The sequence below is a fragment of the Neobacillus sp. BF23-41 genome, assembly GCF_041106275.1.
Window position 1 is genome coordinate 126,464 of record NZ_JBGBPR010000003.1, and the last position, 23,235, is coordinate 149,698.

Genomic DNA, 23,235 nt, shown 5'->3' on the forward strand with positions numbered 1-23,235 from the left:
ATTTAAATTTTTCATGAATAATCAATCTTCCATTAATGCATCTTATTAATTGAGACTAGCTTGAAGGGAGGCTGATTATTTTGAGCCAAAAACGTGATAAAGGGTCCAGCCAAAAGGGAAAAAACTATGCAGACACAGCAGGTGGAGGCAAGCGGGTGATTGCCGCTGAAGAAATCGAAAAAGCCATTCATCCTACCAAAAGACAAAACGCAGAGCAGTAAATCATTCTGTAAACTCGGAAACCGCTCATTGGTGTCAGCGGTTTTCTTTGTGTTAAAATTAAAATGGTTAATTTATGGGCGCTTGGTACTTATTTTACATATGTTATATTAATTCCTACAGGAGGTGCCAATGGTGAGGAAGGCATTTCGAACTTTGTTTGTTTTGTTGTTTTTCTGGTTATCTCTTGGTTTGTATTTTACAAACCGCCTTATGTATATGAAAAAGAAGGATGAGGAATTAATTTTAAGGCGTGAAAAAGAAGCTGGCCGGTATAATCCCGATGAATTTGATTCTCTCCCAAAACGGGAAGTTGATATTTCTTCGCCTTTTGGATACACGATTAAAGCACAGCTCGTAGAACCGCACCAGACCAACCGCTATATCATTATTTCTCATGGTGTGACCGAAACGAAAATTAATTCCATTAAATATGCAAATATGTTCTTAGAGCGAGGGTTTAATACGTTAATTTATGACCATCGTCGTCACGGGGAATCTGGCGGCAAAACAACTAGTTTTGGTCATTATGAAAAATTTGATTTGAAGACAGTCGTCGATTGGCTCAAAAAAGAAAAAGGACCTCAACTTGAACTGGGAATTCACGGCGAATCGATGGGCGCAGCTACCATGCTGTTATATGCTGGACTCCTTGAGGATGGAGCAGATTTTTATATTGCCGATTGCCCATTTTCTGATTTTAAGGAGCAGTTGGCTTATTTGATTAAAAAAGACTTCAAGCTCATCCCTGGTCTTTTACTACCGCTTGGGGATGCCCTTTTACGCCTTCGGGACAAATATTCGATTCGAAATGTTTCACCAATTTCAGTCATTGAAAATATCAAACATCCGATTTTGTTCATTCACAGCCAAAAGGATGATTTTATCCTTCCTACCATGACAAAGGATTTATTTGAGCATAAAAAGGGTCCTAAAATGCTTTTTTTAGCGGCTAACGGCCGCCATGCCCAGTCCTTTAATGAAAACCGGGCTGATTACGAACGGGTGATTGATGAATTTTTACAAAAATATGTAGATCATCCATTGCCAAGCTAAAAACAGACTATCCATCATGGATCAGTCTGTTTTTTCTTTAATTATAAGGCTCATACGGCCATTTAGGATTTGCTGCGGACTCTTTAGTTGAAAGCAATTGCACGCTTTAGAAAAGTCAATTTTCATTTGCTCATCGAAAAAGACCATTTTTGATTTTTCTGCATAAACCGTCCGGTCATTTGTTTCAATAGCAATATCATCTGAATCTAATTCTGTGATAAACCACAAAGCTACTACCCCATTTACGGCGCATCCACAGCCGTCTGTATCGTATTTTAGCTTTAAGTAGCCTTCTCGACTTTTAATTCGCTCATTTATTTTGTTAGCTGCCTCTGCAGTAATAGTTATCTCCAAGTTTATTGCCCCTCTCATTTAGCATATGGTGATTGTACCACATGTTACGTGAGGTTGATTCATCTTTGCTCATAGATTTAGATCTCCGTCATCCGAATGTCAGCAATAGCATTCATCGGAATCCGGTGCACCTCATCAAAGCGATCTATCACATGAAGCCTTTGCGTCAGTTCATCCCAGTAATGGATTTTGCCAATCACGATTTCATAGTTCCGATTCCGGTAATGGGTAATCGTTACATACTGATCATACTCAATCGCTTCGGACAAGATCCCGTTCATGAGCTCCAGATGCTGTTCATCCATTTCTCGTTTCTGTTCGTACCGATCTTCTTTCACCCAATCCCTGAGCAATTTCACATGCTCAGGAAGCATCATCGACGTCCATTTGATTCTTCCACGGTCGCGAATCATCCGCCTCTCCTTCTTTCTCAGTATTCAGTCTTAATTATTTGACTACTGTCTAGCTTTAACGCCGCTAAACGGCCGCTTCCGCATTTATCTTTTATGTCCACCAACAAGTGTAGCCCGATGCTTAGCCGTTCCAGCAGCCGTATATGAAACCGCGCGCAATAAGGAACCTGAACCAAAGCGTCTGCGAACCGTATCCACCACATAGCCGAGCTCTCGCCTCTTATAGGCACCCATGTCGAAAAGATCAAGCTGCAGCTCACGGTCATCAACAATATTACTGATCGCAATCGAAATCTGCCGTACCGTCTTCCCGGTGTAATGCTCATGAAATAATTCCAGACACACACGGTAAAGTTCCATCGTCACATTCGTTGGCTGGCCGATGCTTCTAGAGCGATGAAAACCGCCGCCAAATTCATCCTGACTGTAGCCGACTCCGAGACTTATCGTTCTCCCTGCTTTTCGATGCGTCCTTGCCCGCCTTGCTACTTCCTCACACATTTCTAAAATGACCGTCTTAATTTCCGCTTCCTCTTTATAGTCCCTTAACAGAATTTGACTTTTTCCGAAGCTAATCTGCCCTTGGATTAGCGGTGCACCCAAATCAGACAAATCAACCCCCCAAGCATGGTGATAAAGCTGGTTCCCCATGATGCCGAATTTCTTTTCCAGCTTTTCTAAATCATAACGAGCCAGCTGGCCGACAGTGAAAATCCCCATCCCATTTAATGTTTTTTCGACGCGCCTGCCAATCCCCCACATTTCCCTGAGCGGTGACACATTCCAAAGCTTTGTCTGAACATCTTCATACGTCCACTCGGCCACCCCTCTTTTCTTGGCATCAAGATCAAGACATAGCTTTGCCAGTAACATGTTAGGGCCAATTCCAACAGCACATGGCAGTTGAAACTCCCGCTCAATATCATCCCTTATTTTTTTTGCAATCGTGTCGGCATCGCCCCACAAATGAATGGCACCATCCACTTTAATAAAGCTTTCATCGACGCTATAGACATGAATCGCTTCTTTTGGAACATAGCGGTTAAAGACACGAGAAATTTCCGTGGCAATGCGCAAATACGTTGCCATTTTTGGCTCAACGATTTGAATCCTGGGATCTTGTGGAATCTCAAACATCCGGGAACCCGTTTTGATGCCAAATTCTTTTTTCATACGCGGCGAAGCAGCAAGGACAATACTTCCCTGCCGTTCTTTTTGACCAACTACCGCTAAATAACACTCCATAGGGTCAAGGCCCCGCATGACAGCCGAACAACTGGCATAAAAGCTCTTCATGTCCACACATAAAATTTTATTTTGCGGCAGTGCGCTGTAATCCACCATGGCTTTCCCTCACAATCAGAATATCGAACATTTGTTCCTTTTTATTATATTCATTATCATAAGCGAATATGTGTTCGTATTCAATGGAAATTTTTTGACACCGTTCTTTTATGGAAGTTGAGGAAAACATAGTATAATGGATAGTGAGGTGCATGTTTATGGATAAAAAATTGGTGGCTAAGATGATTAAAAATTGTTTTAAACAGTATTATGAGACGGGGACAATGCCTATTGGAGACAACGATTTGGAGAAGCTAAGCAAACAGATCCTTCAAACGAAAGCAGAGGAACCAGCTGCAGATTTATACGAAATTGTGAATGATACGGTATATGAGTATTTAGCAGATTGATACAAAAAACCGCACTAGTGAAAAATTCACAGTGCGGTCGTGATGGACCAAACTTTCTTGATTAATTGTTGGAGAAAACGATATGTTCAATACTATTCTGGAAAAATAATATCCACAATCGATCCGAATCCTTCTTTACTTCTAATAAGGATATCGCCATGATTTTCTCTGATAATTTTTGAGCAAACAGTGTGGCCTAAACCTGTCCCGCGCTCTTTTGTCGTATAAAAGGGTTCTCCTAATTAAAAGAGGGAGCCATCTGCCTAACGTAGTTCTTCTTCAATAAACTTAAATATGAGGTTGTAAATGATACAGTTTATGAGTTTTTAACAGGATGACAGCAAAAAACAAAAAGCCTCTAAAAAAGAGGCCTAATTAACTTATAAACTATTTCTGATTAAATGCACGCTTGCCAAGGCGCTCAAACAGCCGCGGGAAGAGGACGTACACAACGCTTCCCATATTCATCCAGCGCGGCAAATTAATCTCCCTTGTTTTCGTCAGCATGCTGTCAACGATCTTCTGAGCGACGTACTCGGGCTTGAGCATAAATCTCTGCACATTTTTAACATACGTGCCTTGTTCATCGGCTATATTAAAAAAATCAGTGGCAATTGGCCCAGGGTTCACCGAAGTCACTTGTACATTATAATCGGAAAGCTCCATTCGCAGTGAGTTTGTGTATCCAAGCACGGCATGCTTAGAGGCTGAATAGACACTCGATTTGGGCGTGGCAATCTTACCAGCCTGTGAAGCAATATTGATAATATGACCAAAACGCCGTTCCCGCATTTTCGGCAACACCATGCTTGTACAGGCCATAAGCCCGACGACATTGACATCAAACATTCCCTTGATTTCATCTATTGTTGCCAAATGGGCTTCCCGGAAAATTCCAAAGCCGGCATTATTGACAAGGATATCAATCTCTCCGATTCTATCGAAAATCCGTTGAAAAACCTCCTGCACCTGAGCTGTATCCGAGACATCCAGCTTGAAAACATCCACTTTTACTTGATACTTTTGCTGTAGTACCGTTTGCAGCTGCTCGAGCTTGCCAATGCTTCGTGCAAGCAGAACAAGATTGGCACCGCTTGCCGCACAAAGCTTGGCGATTTCCGCTCCGATTCCTCCGGAGGCACCCGTAATCACGATATTTTTACCTTTTAAATGTTCCCTAACCATTTCTACACCTCATCTGAGTTGACCCAATGCTTATTGCTTAGCTTGATAAAACACGGGCTTAGTATTCATACTAATAATCTCCCCGATAGATGATAAATAGTCAAGTTGTGCGACGGTTTCCGAAATTGTCAGCATCAGTTCGCGCTGATAAACAGAAGGAAACAGGCGTTTACAGATTTCAAAAACGGTGAGCTGCTCTTCTTTTAACCAGCTATGAACCGTCATTGCCCGCTCGTGTTGGCGTATCAAACGTTTTTCAATCAACTCTGCTAACTGGTAGACTTCCTCGCCGTGACCAGTGTAGACACATTGAACCGGATACAATAGCAGCTTCTTCATGGAGTCATTATGTTGCAACTGCGGTTTCGGTCTTTCTGTTTCACCAGGGGCTGGCGGCTCGAGCAATGGATTTGGTGAAATGTGCGCTAAGATTAAATCTCCGCCAATCAAAATTCCATCCTTTTCCCGGAAAAGCGCAATTTGACTTTGAGCATGACCCGGTGTTTCAATGACCTGCCACTCACTTAGCCCAAGAGGTCTCATTCCCTCAACAAGATGTCCAGTTAGTGACCGGTTACATGAATATTTCAATGTTTTTCTTAACTTAGAAAGTAACGAAAAATATTCCTCGGGCAACCCGAATTCTAGAAAATGCACACGGAAGAATTCCTCTTGTTCTTGAAAAAAAGCTTCTGTTTGGTGAATCCATCGTTCATTCAAATAATGACCATATACTTCTAACGAATCCGGAAAAAAATCAAGCATCCCAACATGATCGGGGTGATGATGTGTTAGAATCACCTGCTCAATATCAGCAGGACTTAAGCCTAAATCCCTCATTTGCTCCTTCAGTGACATCCAGGACTGTTCCGTTTTTACGCCCGCGTCTACAAGCGTTAATCGCTCGCCTTTAATCAAATAGACATTGACATCTCCGACCGCAAAAGGAGTCGGCACCGTAATTTTGGCTATTCCGTCTTTCCATTTTGTCATTACTAAATCCCCTTAACATTATTGTCGAATAAAGAACTCAACGATATAGATATGAACATTATGTGACATTTATTATATATACTAAAGTGTAGCGACTTTTTAACCAATTGTCATTATTTCTGCATAACTTTTTAGAAAAAATAAAAAATTCAATAAATTTATCTATTGACAGATGGGTTGTTTATCTTGCATAATCTAGTAAAATTTGATTCGTTAAAGCGATGAATAAGGCCAGTAAATGAGAAATGGCGAAAGAGAGTGAAGTTCGACGGCTGAAAGACTTCACCGCCCTCTTAATCATTGAACCTACCTTAGGAGCACTTAGGAAAACCTAACGCATATCCGGCGTTATCGGAGTCGAGTGAACCCTTCTTGCAATTTAAGCAAGGGTAAATGAAGGTGGTACCACGGAAGCTAGACCTTTCGTCCTTTACGGATGAGGGGTCTTTTTGTTTTCTTAAGAATCGAAATGGAGGAATATTAATGAAAAAAATAGCAATTATTGGTGCAGGATCGATGGCTGAAGCATTCATTTCAGGAATTCTTGAAAATGGGCTAATTAATAAAAAAAATATCTGGATTACAAACAATTCTAATCAAGAAAGATTAACTAACTTAGAAACACGGTATGGAATTCGAACTACTTATAATTTGAATGAACTGTTTGATCAAGCGGACATTGTAATGTTAGCAATGAAACCAAAGGATGTCGCGACAGCCGTCCAATCCATTCGTGAACACTTAACGGAACAAATGCTCGTCGTCTCAGTCTTAGCTGGTGTTTCCATGATGACAATTGAAACATTGGCAAAATTACCACTTGCGATTGTACGGTCGATGCCAAACACTTCGGCTGCTGTTGGAAAATCGGCCACCGCTGTTGCCGTGAATCAACGTGTTACCAAGCAGCAGTTAGAAACAACCAAGAACTTGTTTGGAACAGTTGGCTTGGCTTCTTTTGTAGAAGAAGAGCAGTTAGATGCCGTTACGGGGCTATCAGGAAGTGGGCCAGCCTATATTTATTATCTTATCGAAGCCATGGAAAAAAGTGCAGTGGAAGTAGGACTAGACAAAGAAATGGCCAGTGAACTAATTGTCCAAACATTACTTGGGGCAGCAGAAATGGTGAAAAAATCAAGCAAATCATCTACTCAACTGCGTATGGAAGTAACAAGCCCTGGCGGAACAACTGAAGCTGGCATTAGAGTTCTTGAAGAACACGGGGTCCAGCAAGCATTTATTTCATGCATTAAAGCAGCAACTGCGCAATCCAAAAAAATGGGGGAAGAATTAAGTTCTAGGCTTCAGACTGCAGACCAACCTTCCTAAATTGGACTTTTGCCTTGTTTACATTACACTAGTAAAAAAAGGCTAGGGAAGTGTCGTGGATGCTAACGATCTTATTTTCTTTAGGTATGCTAGTCTGGACTATTTTTCTTTTAGACGGACTAATTGGTTTACGAAAAATAGATCCGCTGGAAAAAGAAGAAGGCATGGAGCTTGGACCGCTATTATCTGTAGTAGTTGCCGCCCGTAATGAGGAAAAACAAATCGAAGCAAGTATCCTGAGTCAGCTGGAGCAAACCTACAAAAATGTGGAATGGATACTTGTCAATGATCGGTCAACTGACATGACTGGAACCATCATGGAAGAATTAACAAAAATAGACCCGCGCCTAAAAGTCCTCCATGTTAATCAATTGCCTGAGGGCTGGCTTGGGAAGAATAACGCCTTGTACACGGGCGCACTTCAAGCTTCAGGGAAATGGCTATTGTTTACCGATGCTGACGTAAAATTTGAAAAGCAAGCCTTCGCAAAAGCGCTCCACTATTTTGAAAGACACAAGCTTGACCATCTGACCGCTGCACCAAACTTAAGTGCTAACCGATTTTGGTTAAAATCATTTGTTGCCTTTTTCCTGTTTGGTTTTTCTTATTTTAAACGTCCTTGGTTGGCAAATAACCCAAAATCAAAAATCGGAACAGGGATTGGTGCGTTTATTCTTGTTTTAAAAAAATCTTATGAATCGTTTGGAACACATGAGAAGATAAAAATGCGGCCGGATGATGACCTGCAACTTGGGATGAAAATGAAAAAAGCAGGCTATCGCCAAAGAATTGTGACTGCACTTCATCTAATCGAAGTGGAATGGTATGGAAGTTTAAAAGAAGCATTAGTTGGACTAGAGAAAAATACATTTGCCGGATTGCACTATCGTATCAGCATGGTGATCTTTGCGATCCTCGGGGTTTTTATCACCAACGTTCTGCCCTTTGTGATGATTTTTTCAGGGAATACAACTGTTGCCCTATTAAGCTTCGGAAATATTGTTCTTTGCGGAATTCTTTATGTGGTTGTCATAAAAAAATTAACCTTATTCTCCCCTATGATGTTTTTGGTCTTTCCAATCACTGCCTTACTGTTTATTTATTCGATTATTCGGGCGAGCCTCTTAACCTTTAAGCGCGGAGGAATTGTATGGAGGGGGACCACCTATCGGTTAAGTGAACTGCGAGAAAAAGATTAGAAGCTTGATTTTTTCATTAAAAAGATCCTTTTGCTATACTAGAAAAGGATAATTTAGATTGAATTCAGGAGGCTTCTGAAATGGCAGTAAAACTATTTTCACCCTATACAATAAAGGGTGTTACACTTAAAAATCGAATAGTGATGTCACCGATGTGCATGTATTCCAGTCATGAAGATGGCCATGTTCAAAACTGGCATCGGACCCACTACACAAGCAGGGCGGTCGGTCAGGTTGGTCTAATTATAGTTGAAGCAACATCAGTAACACCTCAAGGCAGGATATCCCCTAGAGATTTAGGAATCTGGAGCGATGAGCATATAGAGGGCTTTTCTGAGCTTGTTGGTCTTATGAAGGAGCATGGTGCCAAGACTGGGATTCAACTCGCTCATGCCGGCAGAAAAGCCGTATTAGAAGGTGAAATTCTTGCCCCTTCTGCACTTGCTTTTAATGAAAACATGAAAACACCAAAGGAAATGTCCAAAACGGATATTGAAGAAACAGTAGTAGCATTTAAAAAAGGCGCGGAGCGTGCAGCAAAAGCAGGTTTCGATGTGATTGAAATCCATGGTGCTCATGGGTATCTTATCAATGAATTCCTTTCACCACTTGCCAATAAAAGGACCGATGGATACGGCGGTTCGGCTGAAAACCGCTACCGAATCCTCCGAGAAGTGATTGATGCAGTGAAAACCGTTTGGGAAGGCCCATTATTTGTGAGAGTATCTGCACATGATTACCACGCAGAAGGATTAACCGCTGAAGATTACATCACGTTCGCCCAATGGATGAAAGAACAAGGTGTTGATTTAATTGATGTTAGCTCAGGTGCCGTTGTACCCGCCCATATTCATGTTTTTCCTGGATATCAAGTGAAATTCTCAGAGACCATAAAAACTGGCGCCGATATCTCAACAGGTGCGGTAGGATTAATCACTTCCGGAATCCAGGCCGAGGAAATTTTACAAAATGACAGAGCTGATTTAGTCTTCCTAGCTCGTGAATTACTTCGCGACCCATATTGGGCCCGGACAGCAGCAAAAGAATTAGGGGTTCCAATTGAGGGCCCCAAACAATACGAGCGCGGCTGGTTATAAATCAAAAAGAGGGTGTCTACTAAAATGGACATCCTCTTCTTATGTTTATCATCAGCAGGGTATTTATTTTATTTGCGAATACATCTATTTTATTTGCGCAAAGTCCTATTTTATTTGCGAAAAACCCGGTTTTATTTGCGAATCAAAAAAATTAGCGAATGTCCCTATTTAATTTCGAAGAGGAATATTAATTTCTTTAAAATCCTCAGCTATATCTGTATTCGGAAAAACTTCCTTTGCCTCATCCACCAATTCCCGCCAAGCATTTCGATCATAACGGGAGCTTATATGGGTTAGACACAGTTGCTTGCAACCGGCCCTCTTAGCAACTTCTGCTGCCTGATGTGTGGTTGAATGAAAATAGTCATGGGCAAGTTTTTCTTCATCCGCTGAAAAAGTCGCTTCATGCACCAAAATATCTGCATTTTCAGCCAATGAAATCGCATTTTCGCAGTACCGTGTGTCCCCTAGAATCGTGACAATTCTCCCCTTCTGTTCAGGACCTAGAAACTTACTCGGATCAATTGTCCTGCCGTCTTCAAGGGTAACTGTTTCACCATTTTTAATTTTTCTAAAAATGGGTCCTGGCTGTACTCCCGCTTCCTTTAGCTTATCAGCAAGTAATGTTCCAGGCCGATTCTTTTCGACAATTCGATACCCATATGAAGGGATGCCATGATCTAACCGGAGGGCTTCCACAGTAAACTGCTCATCTTCAAAAAGAATCCCCTCCTCAATTTCAATAACAGTTAGCGGGTATTTCAAATAGGTCTGGCTTAATGAAAGGCTGACATGAATATAGTCCTTAATCCCTTTTGGTCCATAAACCGTTACCTCGGATTCTCCGCCTTGAAAAGAGCGGCTTGATAATAATCCAGGCAGTCCATAGATATGATCACCATGAAGGTGAGTAATAAAGATTTTTTCAATTCTACGAGGTTTTAACGATGTATGTAAAATTTGATGCTGGGTCGCCTCACCGGCATCAAATAACCAAACGGCCCCCCGCTCTTCTAACAATTTCAGTGCAATTGACGTCACATTGCGGAGTTTTGCCGGCATCCCCGCCCCTGTTCCTAGGAAAAATATGTCCACTAATAATAGCTCCTCTCAATCCGTTCCTTTTATCCAATATTGTTAATATAGCACAAAAAGAAATCAATTTCTCCCTAGGGGACCTTTAATTAATAAGTGAATAGCACGGACCATTATGTGAAAAATAATCGAGACTTGAATGTTTTATTTTTGCGAAGTCTACAGGAATGCTATAAAATCAAGAAATGTGATATTTGTTGATTTTATAATTTACATAAATAGAAAAGAGGTTTTTACTTTGACGCAAACTGGAAACGTGACTTCATTAATTATGATTTTTGGTGCGACTGGTGATTTAGCAAAACGGAAGTTGTTTCCTTCCCTTTACCGGTTATTTGAGAAAGGCAAATTAAATAAATTTGCGGTTATTGGGGTGGCCAGAAGGTCCCTTGCTAACGATGAGTTTCAACATTCCGTTAAAGACTCCGTATTATCTGCATTAGGAAACAAAGACAAGATTGATGAATTTATCTCCCATTTTTACTATCAATCACATGATGTCGCTGATTCCAATTCATATGCAATATTAAAAAATTTAGCAGATGAGATTGATGGAAATTATCAATTAGAAGGAAATCGCATTTTTTATCTCGCTATGGCTCCAGAATTTTTCGGAACCATCGCCTTGCATTTAAAATCAGATAAACTGACGGACGTAAAAGGCTACAAACGACTTGTGATTGAGAAGCCATTCGGACATGACTTAGCATCTGCAATCGAACTTAATAAACAAATTAGAAGTGCGTTTAAGGAAAAAGAAGTTTATCGTATCGACCACTATTTAGGCAAAGAAATGGTCCGGAACATCGAAGTAATACGTTTCGCCAATGCTATTTTTGAACCGCTTTGGAATAACCGCTATATCTCGAATATTCAAATCACCTCAAGTGAAGTACTCGGTGTCGAAGAGCGCGGCCGTTATTATGAAACAAGCGGGGCCCTTAGAGATATGCTTCAAAACCATATGATGCAAATGGTAGCCTTGCTTGCAATGGAACCACCAATTAACCTTACAACCGATGAAATCCGTTCCGAAAAGGTTCGTGTATTTCGAGCCCTTCGAACCGTTGAGGGGGAACAAGTAAATAATTATTTTGTTCGTGGACAATACGGTGAGGGCACGGTTGAGGATGTCCAGGTTCCTGCCTATCGTGATGAACCGATGGTGGACAAAGAATCGAATACAGAAACCTTTGTCGCAGGGAAAATTATGATCGATAATTTCCGCTGGGCTGGTGTTCCTTTTTACATCCGTACTGGGAAAAGAATGTCGACAAAATCAACAAAAATTGTCGTTCAATTTAAAGATATTCCAATGAATTTATATTACCAAACTGACAAAATTTTAAATCCGAACCTCCTTGTGATTCATATTCAACCAGAGGAGGGAATTACCCTCCACCTAAACGCCAAGAAAGCGGGCGGACATTTGGATGCGCAAGAAGTAAAACTTAGCTTCGCCAATACTGGTATCCATGCAATGAACACTCCTGAAGGCTATGAAAAACTTCTTTTGGATTGTATGCGAGGGGATGCTACAAATTTCACGCATTGGGATGAAGTCGCCTATTCCTGGAGCTTTGTTGATAAAATTTCGGCGGTTTGGGAAAACACGAAGGCTGATTACTTCCCCAATTATCAGTCAGGAACAATGGGTCCCAAAGAGGTGGATGAACTCTTAGAAAAAGACGGCTACTTCTGGTGGCCTGTAACAGCTCTAGACGTTGATATTTGTAAGTAAATAATCAAAAGCACCACTTTGTTATAACAGCAAAGTGGTGCTTTTTAGTCTAGATCATTATTTTTATTAGGAAAGGTCCTCAGAAAATCTTTATTAAAGCTCGTTTCAGTCCCGATATTGTGAGAACCATCCATTTGGTGCGACCCCGCATTTTCAATGATACTTTTCCCGTACTTTTCACGAAGACTAGATAAGGTATTAAGTAACGGCTCTTTTTTCGCATCCTTTTCATAGGAAAATAAATCTAACTGTTTATAGGCATGATCATGATCCACTAAATCATTGCCTGTGATCCCTAACAATCGAATAGCATCTCCATTCCAAGCTTTTAGAAAAATCTGCTGCGCAAAGGAAGAAATGTCATCTTTATGACTGATGGGGTTGGGAAGCTTTTTACTTCTGGTAATTGTCTTTCGATCCTTATAGCGAATTGTAATTCCAAGAGTTCCGGCAAGGACATTCTTTCTCTTCAGCCTGATAGAGACCGTTTCCGCTAATGATGTTAACACACGAAAAAGTTCATGCTGATTACTAACATCCTTAGGCAGTGTCGTTGAATTGCCGATACTCTTAAATTCTTCAATCGATTCCGGGTCAACAGGGCGATGATCAATCCCATTGGCTCTTTCTTTTAATCGAAGGCCATTAATGCCTAGAAGCGTTTTAAGTTGAATCTCATTGCCTTTTGCTAATTCACCAATGGTGTGAATCCCCATTGTCTGTAACTTTTCCGCTGTCTTCTTCCCGACACCATGCATTTCGTTCGTGTTCAAGGGCCAAAGAACGTTTGGTATATCACGCTTACGAAGAATCGTAATCCCCATTGGCTTTTTCATATCTGAAGCCGTTTTTGCTAAAAATTTATTAGGAGCTATACCTATGCTGCAAGGTATATCTAGTTGTTCCAGAATCCTTTTTTGAATGCTTTCGGCGATTTCTATCGGGCTGCCGTATTCAAAGCTTTCCGTTATATCTAAATATCCCTCGTCAATCGAAACGGGCTCTACAAACTCTGTATAGTGCCTGAGAATTTCAAACATACCAATGGAAACGGCCCGATAACGCTCAAAATTAGGTTTCATGACGATTAACTGCGGACAAAGTTTTCTCGCTTCCCAAAGCGGCATCGTCGTTTTCACACCAAATTTTCTTGCATCGTAATTGCAGGTGACAATGATCCCTCTGCGCTCTTCGACATTTCCAGCAATTGCGAGCGGTTTACCCTTCAGATTGGGATCGTAGGCCATTTCAACCGACGCATAAAAGCTATTCATATCAACATGTAAAATGACCTTTCCGTTTTTCGGATACATTTCCTTCATGCTGGCACTTCCTTATTACTTTTTCTTCCCTAATTATATCAAAAAGGAGAACCCTCAGTTAGGTTCTCCTGACAACTACATTATTGATTTGCTACTTCATCGATAATCGCAAGAGTCATTTCTGCAAGCTTATACAATTCTTCAACCGGCATGCGTTCGTTTGTGGTATGGATTTCTTCATAGCCGACTGCAAGATTGACCGTTGGAATATTAAACCCAGCAAAAACGTTGGCATCACTGCCGCCGCCGCTATGCTGTAGTTCACAGCTGCGCCCAATTTTTGCCGCGGCCTTGCGAGCCACTTCTACGACATGATCGCCTTCGCCAAATTTAAAGCCTGGATACATGATTTCCACATCTACCTCAGCTCTGCCGCCCATTTGTGCTGCAACTGTTTCAAATGCATCCTTCATTTTGCTTACCTGGGCTTGCATTTTTTCAGGGATAAGCGAACGTGCCTCCGCTAAAATATCAACACGGTCACAAACGATGTTAGTTGCCTGACCGCCTTCAAACCTGCCAATGTTTGCTGTGGTTTCGTGATCAATTCTTCCTAATGGCATCTTCGCAATCGATTTTGCGGCAATTGTAATCGCGGAAACTCCCTTTTCAGGTGCCACACCGGCATGAGCTGTTTTACCGTAAATAACTGTTTTTACCTTTGCTTGTGTCGGAGCAGCTACAACTACATTACCAACTAAGCCATCACTATCCAGTGCGTAGCCAAATTTTGCTTTCATCAATGAAGAATCAAGTGCTTTTGCACCTACAAGACCTGATTCTTCTCCGACAGTGATGACAAATTGAATCAAACCATGAGGTAGATTTTGTTCTTTTAATTGACGAATGGTTTCAAGCATGACAGAAATACCTGTTTTATCATCTGCCCCTAAGATCGTGGTGCCATCTGTAACCACATAACCATCTTTAATCGATGGTTTCACACCTTTAGCAGGTGTAACAGTATCCATATGACAGGTAAAATAAATCGGGTCAACACCCTCTTTAGTTGCCGCAAGCGTGCAAACTAGATTCCCTGCACCATGGCCTGTTACAGCAGTGGTATCATCTTCAAAAACCTCGAGACCTAACTCAGTAAATTTTTGTTTTAATACCTTTGCAATTTCAGTCTCGAATTTTGTTTCTGAGTCAATTTGCACAAGTTCTAAAAATTCATTCAACAGACGTTCCTGATTAACCATTATATTGATCCTCCATGTTATGTAATCACTAATTGTCTAGCTCCAGCGCCTAGGGGCTCGAGGTCATAAGCCAAGCCGTCAAGAAGGTTAAAGAGCAACCTTCTCGCCGGCTCGTCTTATGCTTGTCGCCCCTGGACAAGGCGCTTCCGCTTTTCTTATATCAGTATACCTCTTTCTTATTCATATCATCAAATGAAAGAGCAGGACGTCAACTTCGATTTATACTATAGTGGAATATTCCCATGTTTTTTGTAAGGTCTTGACTCTTTTTTATTTCTAAGCATTTCTAATCCCAGCACTATTTTCAATCTTGTTTCTCTTGGGTCGATGACATCATCGACCATGCCTCTGCTCGCCGCCACATAAGGATTGGCAAACTTTTCACGGTATTCATCGATTTTTTGCTGCCTGGTCTGTTCAGGATCTTCGCTATTATTAATTTCCTTGGCAAAAATGATATTGGCAGCCCCTTGTGGACCCATAACAGCGATTTCTGCATTGGGCCAAGCAAATACCAAGTCAGCACCAATAGACTTACTATTTAACGCCACATAGGCACCGCCATAGGCTTTTCTTAAAATAACCGTCAATTTCGGAACTGTCGCCTCGGAATAGGCAAATAATATTTTAGCTCCATGGCGAATGATTCCCCCGTGTTCCTGTTTAACTCCCGGGAAGAAGCCTGTAACATCTTCAAACGTTATGATAGGGATATTAAAAGAATCACAGGTCCGGATAAACCGAGCCGCCTTATCAGAGGAATCAATATCCAAGCCGCCAGCCATGACCCTAGGCTGATTACAGACAAGCCCTACAGATTCACCTTTGATACGTGCAAAGCCAACGACAATATTTCTAGCAAAGTCCTTATGAATTTCCATGAACGAGTCCTCGTCAACAACTTGCTCAATGACTTTTCGGACATCGTATGGACGAACGGCATCGAAAGGAATAACATCCAGTAAGTCAGGACGGTAGTCTTCTTCCTCCTGCACCTCAAATCTTGGAGGTTTCTCTTCATTATTCTGTGGTAGGTAACTCAAAAGCCTGCGGACGTTCTGTAACACCTCTACTTCCGAATCGGAATGAAAATGGGCATTCCCGCTAATGGAGCTATGTACATTTGCACCGCCAAGTTCTTCAGCTGATATTTTCTCCCCTGTCACTGTTTCGATGACCTTAGGACCCGTAATAAACATTTGACTCGTTTTTTCGACCATAAACACAAAATCAGTAATTGCTGGTGAATAGACGGCACCACCTGCACACGGGCCCAAGATTACTGAGATTTGCGGAATCACACCGGAATAAATGGCATTTCGGTAAAAAATATGCCCGTATCCATCTAACGATACGACACCTTCTTGAATACGCGCTCCGCCAGAGTCATTTAGACCGATAAAGGGTGCCCCATTTTTCGCTGCTAAATCCATCACATTCGCAATCTTCTTGGCATGCATTTCACCCAATGCACCGCCAAAAACTGTAAAATCTTGCGAAAAAAGATAAATGGGCCGGCCATTTACTTTCCCGTAACCAGTCACTACCCCGTCCCCTGGGCCCTTTTGTTCATCGAGACCAAAATCATTGGTACGGTGTTCAATAAAGGGATTTAATTCAAAAAACGTCCCTTTGTCTACCAAAAGATCGATTCTTTCTCTCGCCGTCAATTTTCCTTTTTCATGCTGCTTCTCAATTCGCTCGTCACCGCCACCGAGTTCAACCTCGCGACGTTTATCATACAACTCATTTATTTTTTCATAGATGTCTATCATTTACCCCTTCATCCCCTTCTTCTCACAGAGTTCAAATAAAACCCCAGATGTTGATTTTGGATGCATAAAAGCAATGTTTGCTCCTCCAGCACCAGGTCTTGGCTGATCATCTATCATTCGAATCCCTTTTTCTTTCATTTCGCTAATTCTTTCTTTAATCGATACAACACCAAGTGCAACATGGTGGATGCCCTCACCGCGTTTTTCGATAAATTTAGCAATGGTACTTTCTTCCGATGTAGGCTCAAGCAGTTCGAGTTTTGTACCTCCTGCCTCTAAAAAGGCCACTCTTACTAGTTGAGTTTCAACCTCTTCAATTCCTAGCAATGGTAGATTCAATACATCGGTATAGAAAGGAAGCGAATGTTCAAGTGATCTTACGGCAATTCCAATATGGTCGACCTTCTTAATCATTATTATCCCTCTGTTCTAAAAATTATATTTAATTCGACAATTATCTTATTCGTGAAAAAGTTCATAAATCCTTCCTAAATTACTTAGTTGTTCCGTTGTTCATTTTTGATTTTCCTTGTACAATAGATATAAAGCGCCAAAATGTTAAGGAGGTACCCATAATGAAAAGTAAGAAAACGAGAAAAATCATTGTTTATTTAATGTTATTCGCTATGCTTGCCTCAACTCTCCTAATCGGAATTGGTACATTTCTATCATAAATATACAAAAGGAAGGGACTGTTCAAATTGAACAGTCCCTTTCCCTATTGTATTGCCCCATTATCTTTGGCAAGCGCCTCAAATGATTTTTTTGAAGAGATAACTAATACCTTTGTTCCTAGTGGAATTAACGGAAAAAGAGACGTAACGACCTCATTCTGTGTGCGAATACAGCCTTGAGAGACGTATTTTCCAATGGATGCAGGCTGATTTGTCCCATGAATGCCATAGGTTCTGCCATCTGTTCCTTTCGCATCAAAGCCAATCCATCTGGCCCCTAGTGGATTCTTGGGATCCCCTCCAGAAATATTCCCTTTTCGAAAATAAGGCTCTTTTGCCTTTACCGTAATAGTGAAAAGACCTTCCGGAGTTAATTCTTGGGTTTTACCCGTCCCGACACTTACAACTGTTTGGACTTTATTTTCATCAATAAACGCCATTTCATTGTTACTTTTGTTAACAATAACAAATGGATCGCCTGGCATAGGGTTTGGCCCCAACGGCCAAAATGGTGAAATGAAAAAAGCAATCAGGATTGGCGATAAGATTTTTATCAAAGCAGCCACCTGCCTTTTTTTCCTAGTTTGCTTCAATCTTTTTCTGTTCATTCACTTTTGAAGAAGTTTTTATTCCTTTAAACGAACTTTTTATAATCAGATAGTCATTCATTTCATTTACTAGTTGAAGTAAGGCTGCTCTCGTTTCAAATTCTTCTCTTGTCTTCGGGAGCTCCATTTCCTCAAATTCCTTTTTCATTTCTCTTAATTTTTCAATATAAATATGAGCTGTATTTCCAGGATGAACATTCTCAGAAAGTTCTTCCAGAAACTCAGCTACCATATGCCCTTGCTTTACTGTACGCGTAATGGAGGTGACAATCGGTAAGATACGTTCGATAATTTCAAATTGCTTCCCTCGCATTTTAAAATAATGAAAATATAAATTTTCATCTCGTAAAAAATGGTTTTCAACATCCTGAAGAGCTAGCGTTATCGCTTCATCTAGTAAACGAGCACTAACAGTAATCTCTTTTCCATCCCAATTACTATCTCCCGTCCGTAAATAACATACCATTTCACCGAAAATGATTTTAAAATTCTCCTCAATTTCGCTTTGATAGTCCTTTAATTTTTTATCAACGCTCGGCATATAAAGATTAATCAGTAGTGCCACGCCAATTCCAATCGTGATCACTCCAAGTTCATTTAAAAAAATTGCCAGGGAGATTTTCTCCGCCATATAAATATGTAAAATAATGACACTGCTAGTCACAATACCATCCGGCGCTTTCAGCATCACAATCGTCGGTATAAAGAAAAATAACATGATCCCAATAACAATTGGGTGATAGGAGATTCCCTCAAAAAATATAGCCGAAAACGGCATCGCTAATACACAGGCTAAAAATCGATCTCCTGCTGTTCGGAGCGATCTCCGCTTCGTCACCTGAATACATAAAATGGTTAATATGCCAGCGGAAGCAAAATTATCCAGCCCAAGCTGCTGCGCAATTAAAATCGAAATAGCAGTACCAACAGCTGTTTTAATTGTTCGGTAGCCAATGCGAAATTTCATAGTAATCTCCCCAAAATAGAAAAAATAAAAAAGATGATCGATTAGACCATCTTTAGAATATCCCTATTAAAGCATTTTTTGCAAGAAATCCTGATATTAAAGATTGATTCTACTACAATACTTTCTCTAAAAAGTCCTTTGCTCTGCTTGTCCGAGGGTTATTAAAAAATTCATTAGGAGAGCCTTCTTCTAGTAATACCCCTTCATCAAGGAAAATAATCCGGTCGGAAACCTCACGAGCAAATCCCATTTCATGTGTTACGATGGCCATAGTCATTCCTGAATGAGCAAGGTCCTTCATAACATTGAGTACTTCCTTGACCATTTCTGGGTCAAGCGCTGAAGTAGGCTCATCAAATAACATTAACTTCGGTTCCATGGCAAGTGCACGCGCTATGGCAACACGTTGCTTCTGTCCACCTGATAAATTATTCGGATAGGCTTTTTCTTTTTCGGTAAGCCCCACACGAGCTAACAATTCGCGCGCTTTTTTTTCAGCAAGTTCTCGCGATTCGCCTTTTACTTTCATCGGAGCATAGGTTAAGTTTTCCAAAACCGACAGATGTGGAAATAAATAAAAGTGTTGAAAAACCATACCGATTTGTTCACGAACTTTCATTATATTCGTTTTGCTATCAGTAATCTCTTGATTATTAATCCAAACTTTCCCTTGCGTTGGTGTCTCTAATAAATTTAAACAGCGTAAAAAAGTGGATTTACCAGATCCAGATGGTCCAATAATCGAAACTACTTCCCCACTATCAATATTGGTTGAAATATTTTTTAACACTTCGTTATTGCCAAATTGTTTATAGAGGTTTTCTACTTTAATCACTGTACTTCAGCCTCCGTTCAAACCGTTTCCCTGCCAAAGTCAGCACCATTACTAAGATCCAATAGATAAATCCAACAAAGATTAATGGTTCAAAATTACGATAAGTATCCGCTCCGACAACTTGCGCACGACGCATCAAATCTAGATAACCAATCGTAGAAACGATTGCTGATTCTTTTGTTAAGGTAATAAACTCATTCATCAATGCAGGTAAGATATTTTTTAGTGCTTGAGGTAAGATTAGGTCCTTCATCATGAGACGATAAGGAACACCTAGTGCTTGTGCTGCTTCGGTTTGACCTTTATCAACCGCTTGAATTCCGGCTCTGATAATTTCCGAAACATAGGCGGATGAATTTAAGCCAAAAGCTAAGATTGATGATAAAAATGGTGAGATGTCATACCCCGTTAATTGCGGGATCGCAAAATAGATTAGCATTAATTGTAAAATTAATGGTGTCCCACGAAAAATAGATGTATATGCATCACCAAACCAATTTAATGCTTTGTTTCGTGAAATTTTAAACAAAGCTAAAATTGTGCCGAGGATAAAACCTAAAATAATTGAAATAATAACAAATTTTAATGTAACCCATATTCCCTCTAAAATAAAAGGAATATAAGGCACAATTTGGCTAAAGTCCAAATTCATGCCTTACACCTCACTTTATAATTTTCTTTGCATCGTTAGTCTAGTTGCCATTCATTTTATGCTTATTGCTGATCTTTTAACCACTTGTCCTTTAATTCTTGGAGTTTTCCGTTCTCCTCCATGTCTTTTAGGACCTTATTTACATCATCAGTTAAGTCACTGCCTTTTGGAAATGCAACTGCCATTCCAGGAGAACTTGTTGTTGGATCATCAAATCCAGCTAAACCTTGTTCCTTTACATATCCTGTTGCAACTGATTTATCCATATAAGCAACCTGGATACGATTTGATAATAGTTCTTGAATTAAAGTTGTTGCATTGTCTAACGGCTTAATCGTAAAATCTACCTTTTTTTGAAGTGTTTTGGCACCCTCTTCTTGAATGGTTCCTAACTGTACTCCAACCGTCTTTCCTTTAAGATCATCGATAGTTTTAATTTTAGAATCTTTAAGTGTGATAAACATTTCACCTGAATGGTTATAAGCTGTTGAAAAATCAACATTTTGTTTGCGTTTTTCTGTTGCTGACATACCAGCAAGTACCATGTCCACACGTTTAGCCTGTAATGCCCCGACTAAACCATCAAACTTCATGTCTTTAATATCTAGTTTATAACCTAATTCTTTTGCAATAGCATTGGCTAAGTCAATATCAAATCCCTCGACCTTACCTGATGGATCTCTTGATTCAAATGGTGCAAAATCTGCTGATGTAGCCATTGTTAAAACTTTGTTATCTCCTGTTTTTTCTCCATTTGCTCCGTCCTTATTACTTTGGCCGCAAGCAGCCAACACCACTAATGTTAAGATCATGGTAAAAAATAAAAATGATTTTTTCATGATGTCTCCTCCTATATTTAATAATATCTGCTTATGCTAATTTGAATTTTTATTCAACAAAACGAATATTAACACATAGATTTTGTTTTGAAAAGATATTATTTTAATATAAAAATATTCAAAAAATTCTGCACTTTGATATATTAAAATAATATTAAAAACAAATAAAAAGCACCCCCTTGACAAGAGATGCCTTTTTGAGATTATGTTAATGATTGCCTACTACTGTTTGCCTAAATTCATTTTTCATTTTTTCCAATTCATCTTTATTAGTTAATAAGTCAAATCCTGTTAAGGCAAGGGCCAATGCCCCTTTAGAAAGAATCTGATGGGAATTGTCAGTGATGGTTAAGTCGGCAAATTCCCTTGTATGTGCGATTAGTCCAGGCGAATCAAGACCAATATAAGGATGTATCGCAGGAACAACATGACTTACATTTCCCATATCAATGGAACCATATGAATTCTTCGCTTTCTTAACTTGCTTCACACCTGCCGCTAAGAGATTGTCTGTAAATAATTTAGATAATACTTGATTGGTAACCATATTATCATAGCTCAATTCGTAGTTTTCAATTTGAACCTCTGCACCTGTCATTAAAGATGCACCTTTTGCTATATTAATTACCTTTTGAACAACCTCGTTTAAATAGGTTCGATCCTTTGCTCGAACATAAAACTGAGCTACTGCTTTATCTGGGACAATATTGGCTGCTACTCCTCCTTCTTTAATAATCCCATGGATTCTCACATCAGAAGTCACATGTTGACGAAGTGCATTGATGCCATTAAATAATTGTATAACAGCATCCAGTGCATTAATTCCCATCTCTGGAGAAGCTGCTGCATGACTTGTTCTGCCACGGAAGTCAAATTGAATCGCATCCATCGCTAATGAATCACCACTCTCATAAGATTCATCAGCAGGGTGTAAAATCATAGCTGCATCAATATCATCAAAAATTCCTTGTTCAGCCATTGGAACTTTTGCACCGTTTGTTTCTTCAGCAGGTGTTCCTAATACAACTACACGTCCGCCAATTTCATCTGCCACTTTACTTAAGAGAGCTCCAGCCCCGGCACTCATCGTTCCAATCAGATTATGACCGCACCCATGTCCAACCTCAGGCAGTGCATCATATTCCGATAAATAAGCAATCGTTGGTCCCTCCTTCTTAGAGTCGTATACCGCTTTAAAAGCAGTAGCTCGGCCAACAATTCCTTTTTCAACTACAAATTTATGTTCCTCAAGGAATTCTATTAACTGTTTGCTAGATTCAAATTCTTGATCCCCTAATTCAGGATGATGATACAAAGAATCACTTATCTCCCATAATCTATGTTTAATGATTTCTAAATAATTTTTTAATAAATCCTTCATGCTAGAATCTCCCCTTTAGTATGATTAAAATTACAAAATAATTAATAAATATACATTAAAAATATCATTTTGACAAGAACAAAAGGCCAAATCGATTGATGATTTGGCCCTTCCTTCATTCGGCTTTTATATTAAACTTCTTCGCAATATTCATCAAATTCTTTTTGAAGTTTTGACACGACTGTTGCTGGATCAAAACCCTCGATTTGATGTCTTTCAACCATTGTAATAATCTTGCCGTCCTTTAAGAGGGCAAATGATGGGGAGGATGGTGGATAGCCAGTGAAATAACTTCTTGCTTTTTCGGTTGCTTCTTTATCCTGTCCAGCAAAAACAGTGACAAGGTGATCCGGGCGCTTATCAAAATGTAAGGCATGTGCTGCTGCAGGACGTGCAACTCCACCCGCACAACCACATACAGAATTAATCATTACTAAAGTGGTCCCTTTTTGCTCCAGTGCTTCCTCAACATCTGCAGGTGTTTTCAACTCTTTATATCCGGCAGACACGATTTCTTGACGTGCCTGGTTAACAACATCATTCATAAAAAAATTAAAATCCATGCTCATTAAATTCACTCCTTAGATTTAAGACTATATCTACAT

General features: G+C 40.1%; 25 protein-coding genes and 1 pseudogene. 8 read left to right on the forward strand and 18 right to left on the reverse strand.

The window, feature by feature from the left end; genetic code table 11:
* The first annotated feature begins 80 nt into the window (after positions 1 to 80).
* Together AB7942_RS06410 and AB7942_RS06415 are read left to right on the forward strand one after the other, a co-directional pair.
* Positions 81 to 221, forward strand: a complete 141-nt coding sequence (locus AB7942_RS06410) for a hypothetical protein (protein ID WP_168244984.1) — start codon at positions 81 to 83, stop codon at positions 219 to 221.
* A gap of 133 nt (positions 222 to 354) precedes the next feature.
* The gene (locus tag AB7942_RS06415; protein ID WP_088090535.1) at positions 355 to 1,275 is read left to right on the forward strand and encodes an alpha/beta hydrolase; all 921 of its coding nucleotides are present in this window, start codon (positions 355 to 357) and stop codon (positions 1,273 to 1,275) included.
* Between the two features lie 21 nt (positions 1,276 to 1,296).
* Here the strand turns inward: AB7942_RS06415 and AB7942_RS06420 are convergent, their stop codons facing one another.
* The 3 genes from AB7942_RS06420 to AB7942_RS06430 form a co-directional block, all read right to left on the reverse strand.
* Positions 1,297 to 1,629, reverse strand: coding sequence for an iron-sulfur cluster biosynthesis family protein (locus AB7942_RS06420; protein ID WP_369446236.1), 333 nt, complete (start codon positions 1,627 to 1,629; stop codon positions 1,297 to 1,299).
* Between the two features lie 77 nt (positions 1,630 to 1,706).
* A complete protein-coding gene (locus tag AB7942_RS06425) occupies positions 1,707 to 2,042 on the reverse strand; it encodes a YolD-like family protein (RefSeq protein WP_369446237.1) in 336 nt (111 codons plus the stop codon).
* 84 nt (positions 2,043 to 2,126) lie between these two features.
* The gene (locus AB7942_RS06430) at positions 2,127 to 3,386 is read right to left on the reverse strand and encodes a Y-family DNA polymerase (RefSeq protein WP_335712532.1); all 1,260 of its coding nucleotides are present in this window, start codon (positions 3,384 to 3,386) and stop codon (positions 2,127 to 2,129) included.
* Positions 3,387 to 3,544: 158 nt separating this feature from the next.
* On the opposite strand from AB7942_RS06430, the gene AB7942_RS06435 reads away from it, so the two are divergent.
* Positions 3,545 to 3,736, forward strand: a complete 192-nt coding sequence (locus AB7942_RS06435) for a YqzH family protein (RefSeq protein ID WP_369446238.1) — start codon at positions 3,545 to 3,547, stop codon at positions 3,734 to 3,736.
* A 92-nt stretch (positions 3,737 to 3,828) separates the two neighbouring features.
* On the opposite strand, the pseudogene AB7942_RS06440 reads toward AB7942_RS06435, so the two are convergent.
* From AB7942_RS06440 to AB7942_RS06450, 3 genes and pseudogenes are all read right to left on the reverse strand, one after another.
* Positions 3,829 to 3,963, reverse strand: a pseudogene (locus AB7942_RS06440) (ATP-binding protein); the annotation flags it as partial.
* A gap of 160 nt (positions 3,964 to 4,123) precedes the next feature.
* A complete protein-coding gene (locus AB7942_RS06445) occupies positions 4,124 to 4,921 on the reverse strand; it encodes an SDR family NAD(P)-dependent oxidoreductase (protein WP_098931522.1) in 798 nt (265 codons plus the stop codon).
* Positions 4,922 to 4,951: 30 nt separating this feature from the next.
* Positions 4,952 to 5,914, reverse strand: coding sequence for an MBL fold metallo-hydrolase (locus tag AB7942_RS06450; RefSeq protein ID WP_369446239.1), 963 nt, complete (start codon positions 5,912 to 5,914; stop codon positions 4,952 to 4,954).
* Positions 5,915 to 6,397: 483 nt separating this feature from the next.
* On the opposite strand from AB7942_RS06450, the gene proC reads away from it, so the two are divergent.
* The 3 genes from proC to namA all read left to right on the forward strand — a co-directional run bounded on the left by proC (position 6,398) and on the right by namA (position 9,539).
* A complete protein-coding gene (proC, locus tag AB7942_RS06455) occupies positions 6,398 to 7,243 on the forward strand; it encodes a pyrroline-5-carboxylate reductase (RefSeq protein WP_369446240.1) in 846 nt (281 codons plus the stop codon).
* 59 nt (positions 7,244 to 7,302) lie between these two features.
* Entirely contained in the window at positions 7,303 to 8,442 is a 1,140-nt protein-coding gene (locus tag AB7942_RS06460) for a glycosyltransferase family 2 protein (RefSeq protein WP_088088882.1), read from the forward strand.
* An 80-nt stretch (positions 8,443 to 8,522) separates the two neighbouring features.
* The gene (namA, locus tag AB7942_RS06465; protein WP_369446241.1) at positions 8,523 to 9,539 is read left to right on the forward strand and encodes an NADPH dehydrogenase NamA; all 1,017 of its coding nucleotides are present in this window, start codon (positions 8,523 to 8,525) and stop codon (positions 9,537 to 9,539) included.
* Between the two features lie 168 nt (positions 9,540 to 9,707).
* Here the strand turns inward: namA and rnz are convergent, their stop codons facing one another.
* Positions 9,708 to 10,634 (reverse strand): ribonuclease Z, encoded by a 927-nt coding sequence (gene rnz, locus AB7942_RS06470; protein ID WP_369446242.1) that lies wholly within the window; start codon positions 10,632 to 10,634, stop codon positions 9,708 to 9,710.
* Positions 10,635 to 10,905: 271 nt separating this feature from the next.
* On the opposite strand from rnz, the gene zwf reads away from it, so the two are divergent.
* Positions 10,906 to 12,375, forward strand: coding sequence for a glucose-6-phosphate dehydrogenase (gene zwf / locus AB7942_RS06475; RefSeq protein WP_369446436.1), 1,470 nt, complete (start codon positions 10,906 to 10,908; stop codon positions 12,373 to 12,375).
* A gap of 44 nt (positions 12,376 to 12,419) precedes the next feature.
* On the opposite strand, the gene AB7942_RS06480 is transcribed toward zwf, so the two are convergent.
* The 4 genes from AB7942_RS06480 to mce form a co-directional block, all read right to left on the reverse strand.
* Positions 12,420 to 13,697 (reverse strand): DNA polymerase IV, encoded by a 1,278-nt coding sequence (locus AB7942_RS06480; protein ID WP_369446243.1) that lies wholly within the window; start codon positions 13,695 to 13,697, stop codon positions 12,420 to 12,422.
* An 80-nt stretch (positions 13,698 to 13,777) separates the two neighbouring features.
* Positions 13,778 to 14,899, reverse strand: a complete 1,122-nt coding sequence (locus AB7942_RS06485; RefSeq protein WP_088088886.1) for a tripeptidase T — start codon at positions 14,897 to 14,899, stop codon at positions 13,778 to 13,780.
* Between the two features lie 224 nt (positions 14,900 to 15,123).
* A complete protein-coding gene (locus AB7942_RS06490; RefSeq protein WP_369446244.1) occupies positions 15,124 to 16,674 on the reverse strand; it encodes an acyl-CoA carboxylase subunit beta in 1,551 nt (516 codons plus the stop codon).
* Positions 16,675 to 17,088 (reverse strand): methylmalonyl-CoA epimerase, encoded by a 414-nt coding sequence (gene mce / locus AB7942_RS06495; RefSeq protein ID WP_088088888.1) that lies wholly within the window; start codon positions 17,086 to 17,088, stop codon positions 16,675 to 16,677.
* Between the two features lie 161 nt (positions 17,089 to 17,249).
* Here mce and prli42 point away from each other — a divergent pair, with 161 nt between their 5' ends.
* Positions 17,250 to 17,348 (forward strand): stressosome-associated protein Prli42, encoded by a 99-nt coding sequence (gene prli42, locus AB7942_RS06500; protein ID WP_179195915.1) that lies wholly within the window; start codon positions 17,250 to 17,252, stop codon positions 17,346 to 17,348.
* A gap of 44 nt (positions 17,349 to 17,392) precedes the next feature.
* On the opposite strand, the gene AB7942_RS06505 is transcribed toward prli42, so the two are convergent.
* From AB7942_RS06505 to AB7942_RS06535, 7 genes are all read right to left on the reverse strand, one after another.
* The gene (locus AB7942_RS06505) at positions 17,393 to 17,905 is read right to left on the reverse strand and encodes a L,D-transpeptidase (RefSeq protein ID WP_088088889.1); all 513 of its coding nucleotides are present in this window, start codon (positions 17,903 to 17,905) and stop codon (positions 17,393 to 17,395) included.
* Between the two features lie 22 nt (positions 17,906 to 17,927).
* Entirely contained in the window at positions 17,928 to 18,923 is a 996-nt protein-coding gene (locus AB7942_RS06510) for an aromatic acid exporter family protein (protein WP_369446245.1), read from the reverse strand.
* Between the two features lie 112 nt (positions 18,924 to 19,035).
* On the reverse strand, positions 19,036 to 19,758 hold the full coding sequence (locus AB7942_RS06515; protein ID WP_088088891.1) for an amino acid ABC transporter ATP-binding protein: 723 nt from the start codon (positions 19,756 to 19,758) through the stop codon (positions 19,036 to 19,038).
* Positions 19,751 to 20,410: an amino acid ABC transporter permease gene (locus AB7942_RS06520; RefSeq protein ID WP_088088892.1), complete on the reverse strand. Its 660-nt coding sequence runs from the start codon at positions 20,408 to 20,410 to the stop codon at positions 19,751 to 19,753. Before AB7942_RS06520 ends, AB7942_RS06515 begins: the two co-directional genes overlap by 8 nt.
* 62 nt (positions 20,411 to 20,472) lie before the next feature.
* The gene (locus tag AB7942_RS06525) at positions 20,473 to 21,249 is read right to left on the reverse strand and encodes an ABC transporter substrate-binding protein (protein WP_369446246.1); all 777 of its coding nucleotides are present in this window, start codon (positions 21,247 to 21,249) and stop codon (positions 20,473 to 20,475) included.
* Positions 21,250 to 21,457: 208 nt separating this feature from the next.
* A complete protein-coding gene (locus AB7942_RS06530) occupies positions 21,458 to 22,630 on the reverse strand; it encodes a M20 family metallopeptidase (RefSeq protein ID WP_369446247.1) in 1,173 nt (390 codons plus the stop codon).
* A gap of 131 nt (positions 22,631 to 22,761) precedes the next feature.
* The gene (locus AB7942_RS06535) at positions 22,762 to 23,199 is read right to left on the reverse strand and encodes a BrxA/BrxB family bacilliredoxin (protein ID WP_088088895.1); all 438 of its coding nucleotides are present in this window, start codon (positions 23,197 to 23,199) and stop codon (positions 22,762 to 22,764) included.
* Positions 23,200 to 23,235: the final 36 nt, after the last annotated feature.

Excerpts from the sequence above, each read along its gene's own strand:
- AB7942_RS06425 (WP_369446237.1), bottom strand. The coding sequence starts at position 2,042 with ATGATTCGCGACCGTGGAAGAATCAAATGGACGTCGATGATGCTTCCT.
- AB7942_RS06430 (WP_335712532.1), bottom strand. The coding sequence starts at position 3,386 with ATGGTGGATTACAGCGCACTGCCGCAAAATAAAATTTTATGTGTGGAC.
- AB7942_RS06435 (WP_369446238.1), top strand. The coding sequence starts at position 3,545 with ATGGATAAAAAATTGGTGGCTAAGATGATTAAAAATTGTTTTAAACAG.
- AB7942_RS06445 (WP_098931522.1), bottom strand. The coding sequence starts at position 4,921 with ATGGTTAGGGAACATTTAAAAGGTAAAAATATCGTGATTACGGGTGCC.
- AB7942_RS06450 (WP_369446239.1), bottom strand. The coding sequence starts at position 5,914 with ATGACAAAATGGAAAGACGGAATAGCCAAAATTACGGTGCCGACTCCT.
- proC (WP_369446240.1), top strand. The coding sequence starts at position 6,398 with ATGAAAAAAATAGCAATTATTGGTGCAGGATCGATGGCTGAAGCATTC.
- AB7942_RS06460 (WP_088088882.1), top strand. The coding sequence starts at position 7,303 with ATGCTAACGATCTTATTTTCTTTAGGTATGCTAGTCTGGACTATTTTT.
- namA (WP_369446241.1), top strand. The coding sequence starts at position 8,523 with ATGGCAGTAAAACTATTTTCACCCTATACAATAAAGGGTGTTACACTT.
- zwf (WP_369446436.1), top strand. The coding sequence starts at position 10,906 with ATGATTTTTGGTGCGACTGGTGATTTAGCAAAACGGAAGTTGTTTCCT.
- AB7942_RS06480 (WP_369446243.1), bottom strand. The coding sequence starts at position 13,697 with ATGAAGGAAATGTATCCGAAAAACGGAAAGGTCATTTTACATGTTGAT.
- AB7942_RS06485 (WP_088088886.1), bottom strand. The coding sequence starts at position 14,899 with ATGGTTAATCAGGAACGTCTGTTGAATGAATTTTTAGAACTTGTGCAA.
- AB7942_RS06490 (WP_369446244.1), bottom strand. The coding sequence starts at position 16,674 with ATGATAGACATCTATGAAAAAATAAATGAGTTGTATGATAAACGTCGC.
- mce (WP_088088888.1), bottom strand. The coding sequence starts at position 17,088 with ATGATTAAGAAGGTCGACCATATTGGAATTGCCGTAAGATCACTTGAA.
- prli42 (WP_179195915.1), top strand. The coding sequence starts at position 17,250 with ATGAAAAGTAAGAAAACGAGAAAAATCATTGTTTATTTAATGTTATTC.
- AB7942_RS06510 (WP_369446245.1), bottom strand. The coding sequence starts at position 18,923 with ATGAAATTTCGCATTGGCTACCGAACAATTAAAACAGCTGTTGGTACT.
- AB7942_RS06520 (WP_088088892.1), bottom strand. The coding sequence starts at position 20,410 with ATGAATTTGGACTTTAGCCAAATTGTGCCTTATATTCCTTTTATTTTA.
- AB7942_RS06525 (WP_369446246.1), bottom strand. The coding sequence starts at position 21,249 with ATGAAAAAATCATTTTTATTTTTTACCATGATCTTAACATTAGTGGTG.
- AB7942_RS06530 (WP_369446247.1), bottom strand. The coding sequence starts at position 22,630 with ATGAAGGATTTATTAAAAAATTATTTAGAAATCATTAAACATAGATTA.
- AB7942_RS06535 (WP_088088895.1), bottom strand. The coding sequence starts at position 23,199 with ATGAGCATGGATTTTAATTTTTTTATGAATGATGTTGTTAACCAGGCA.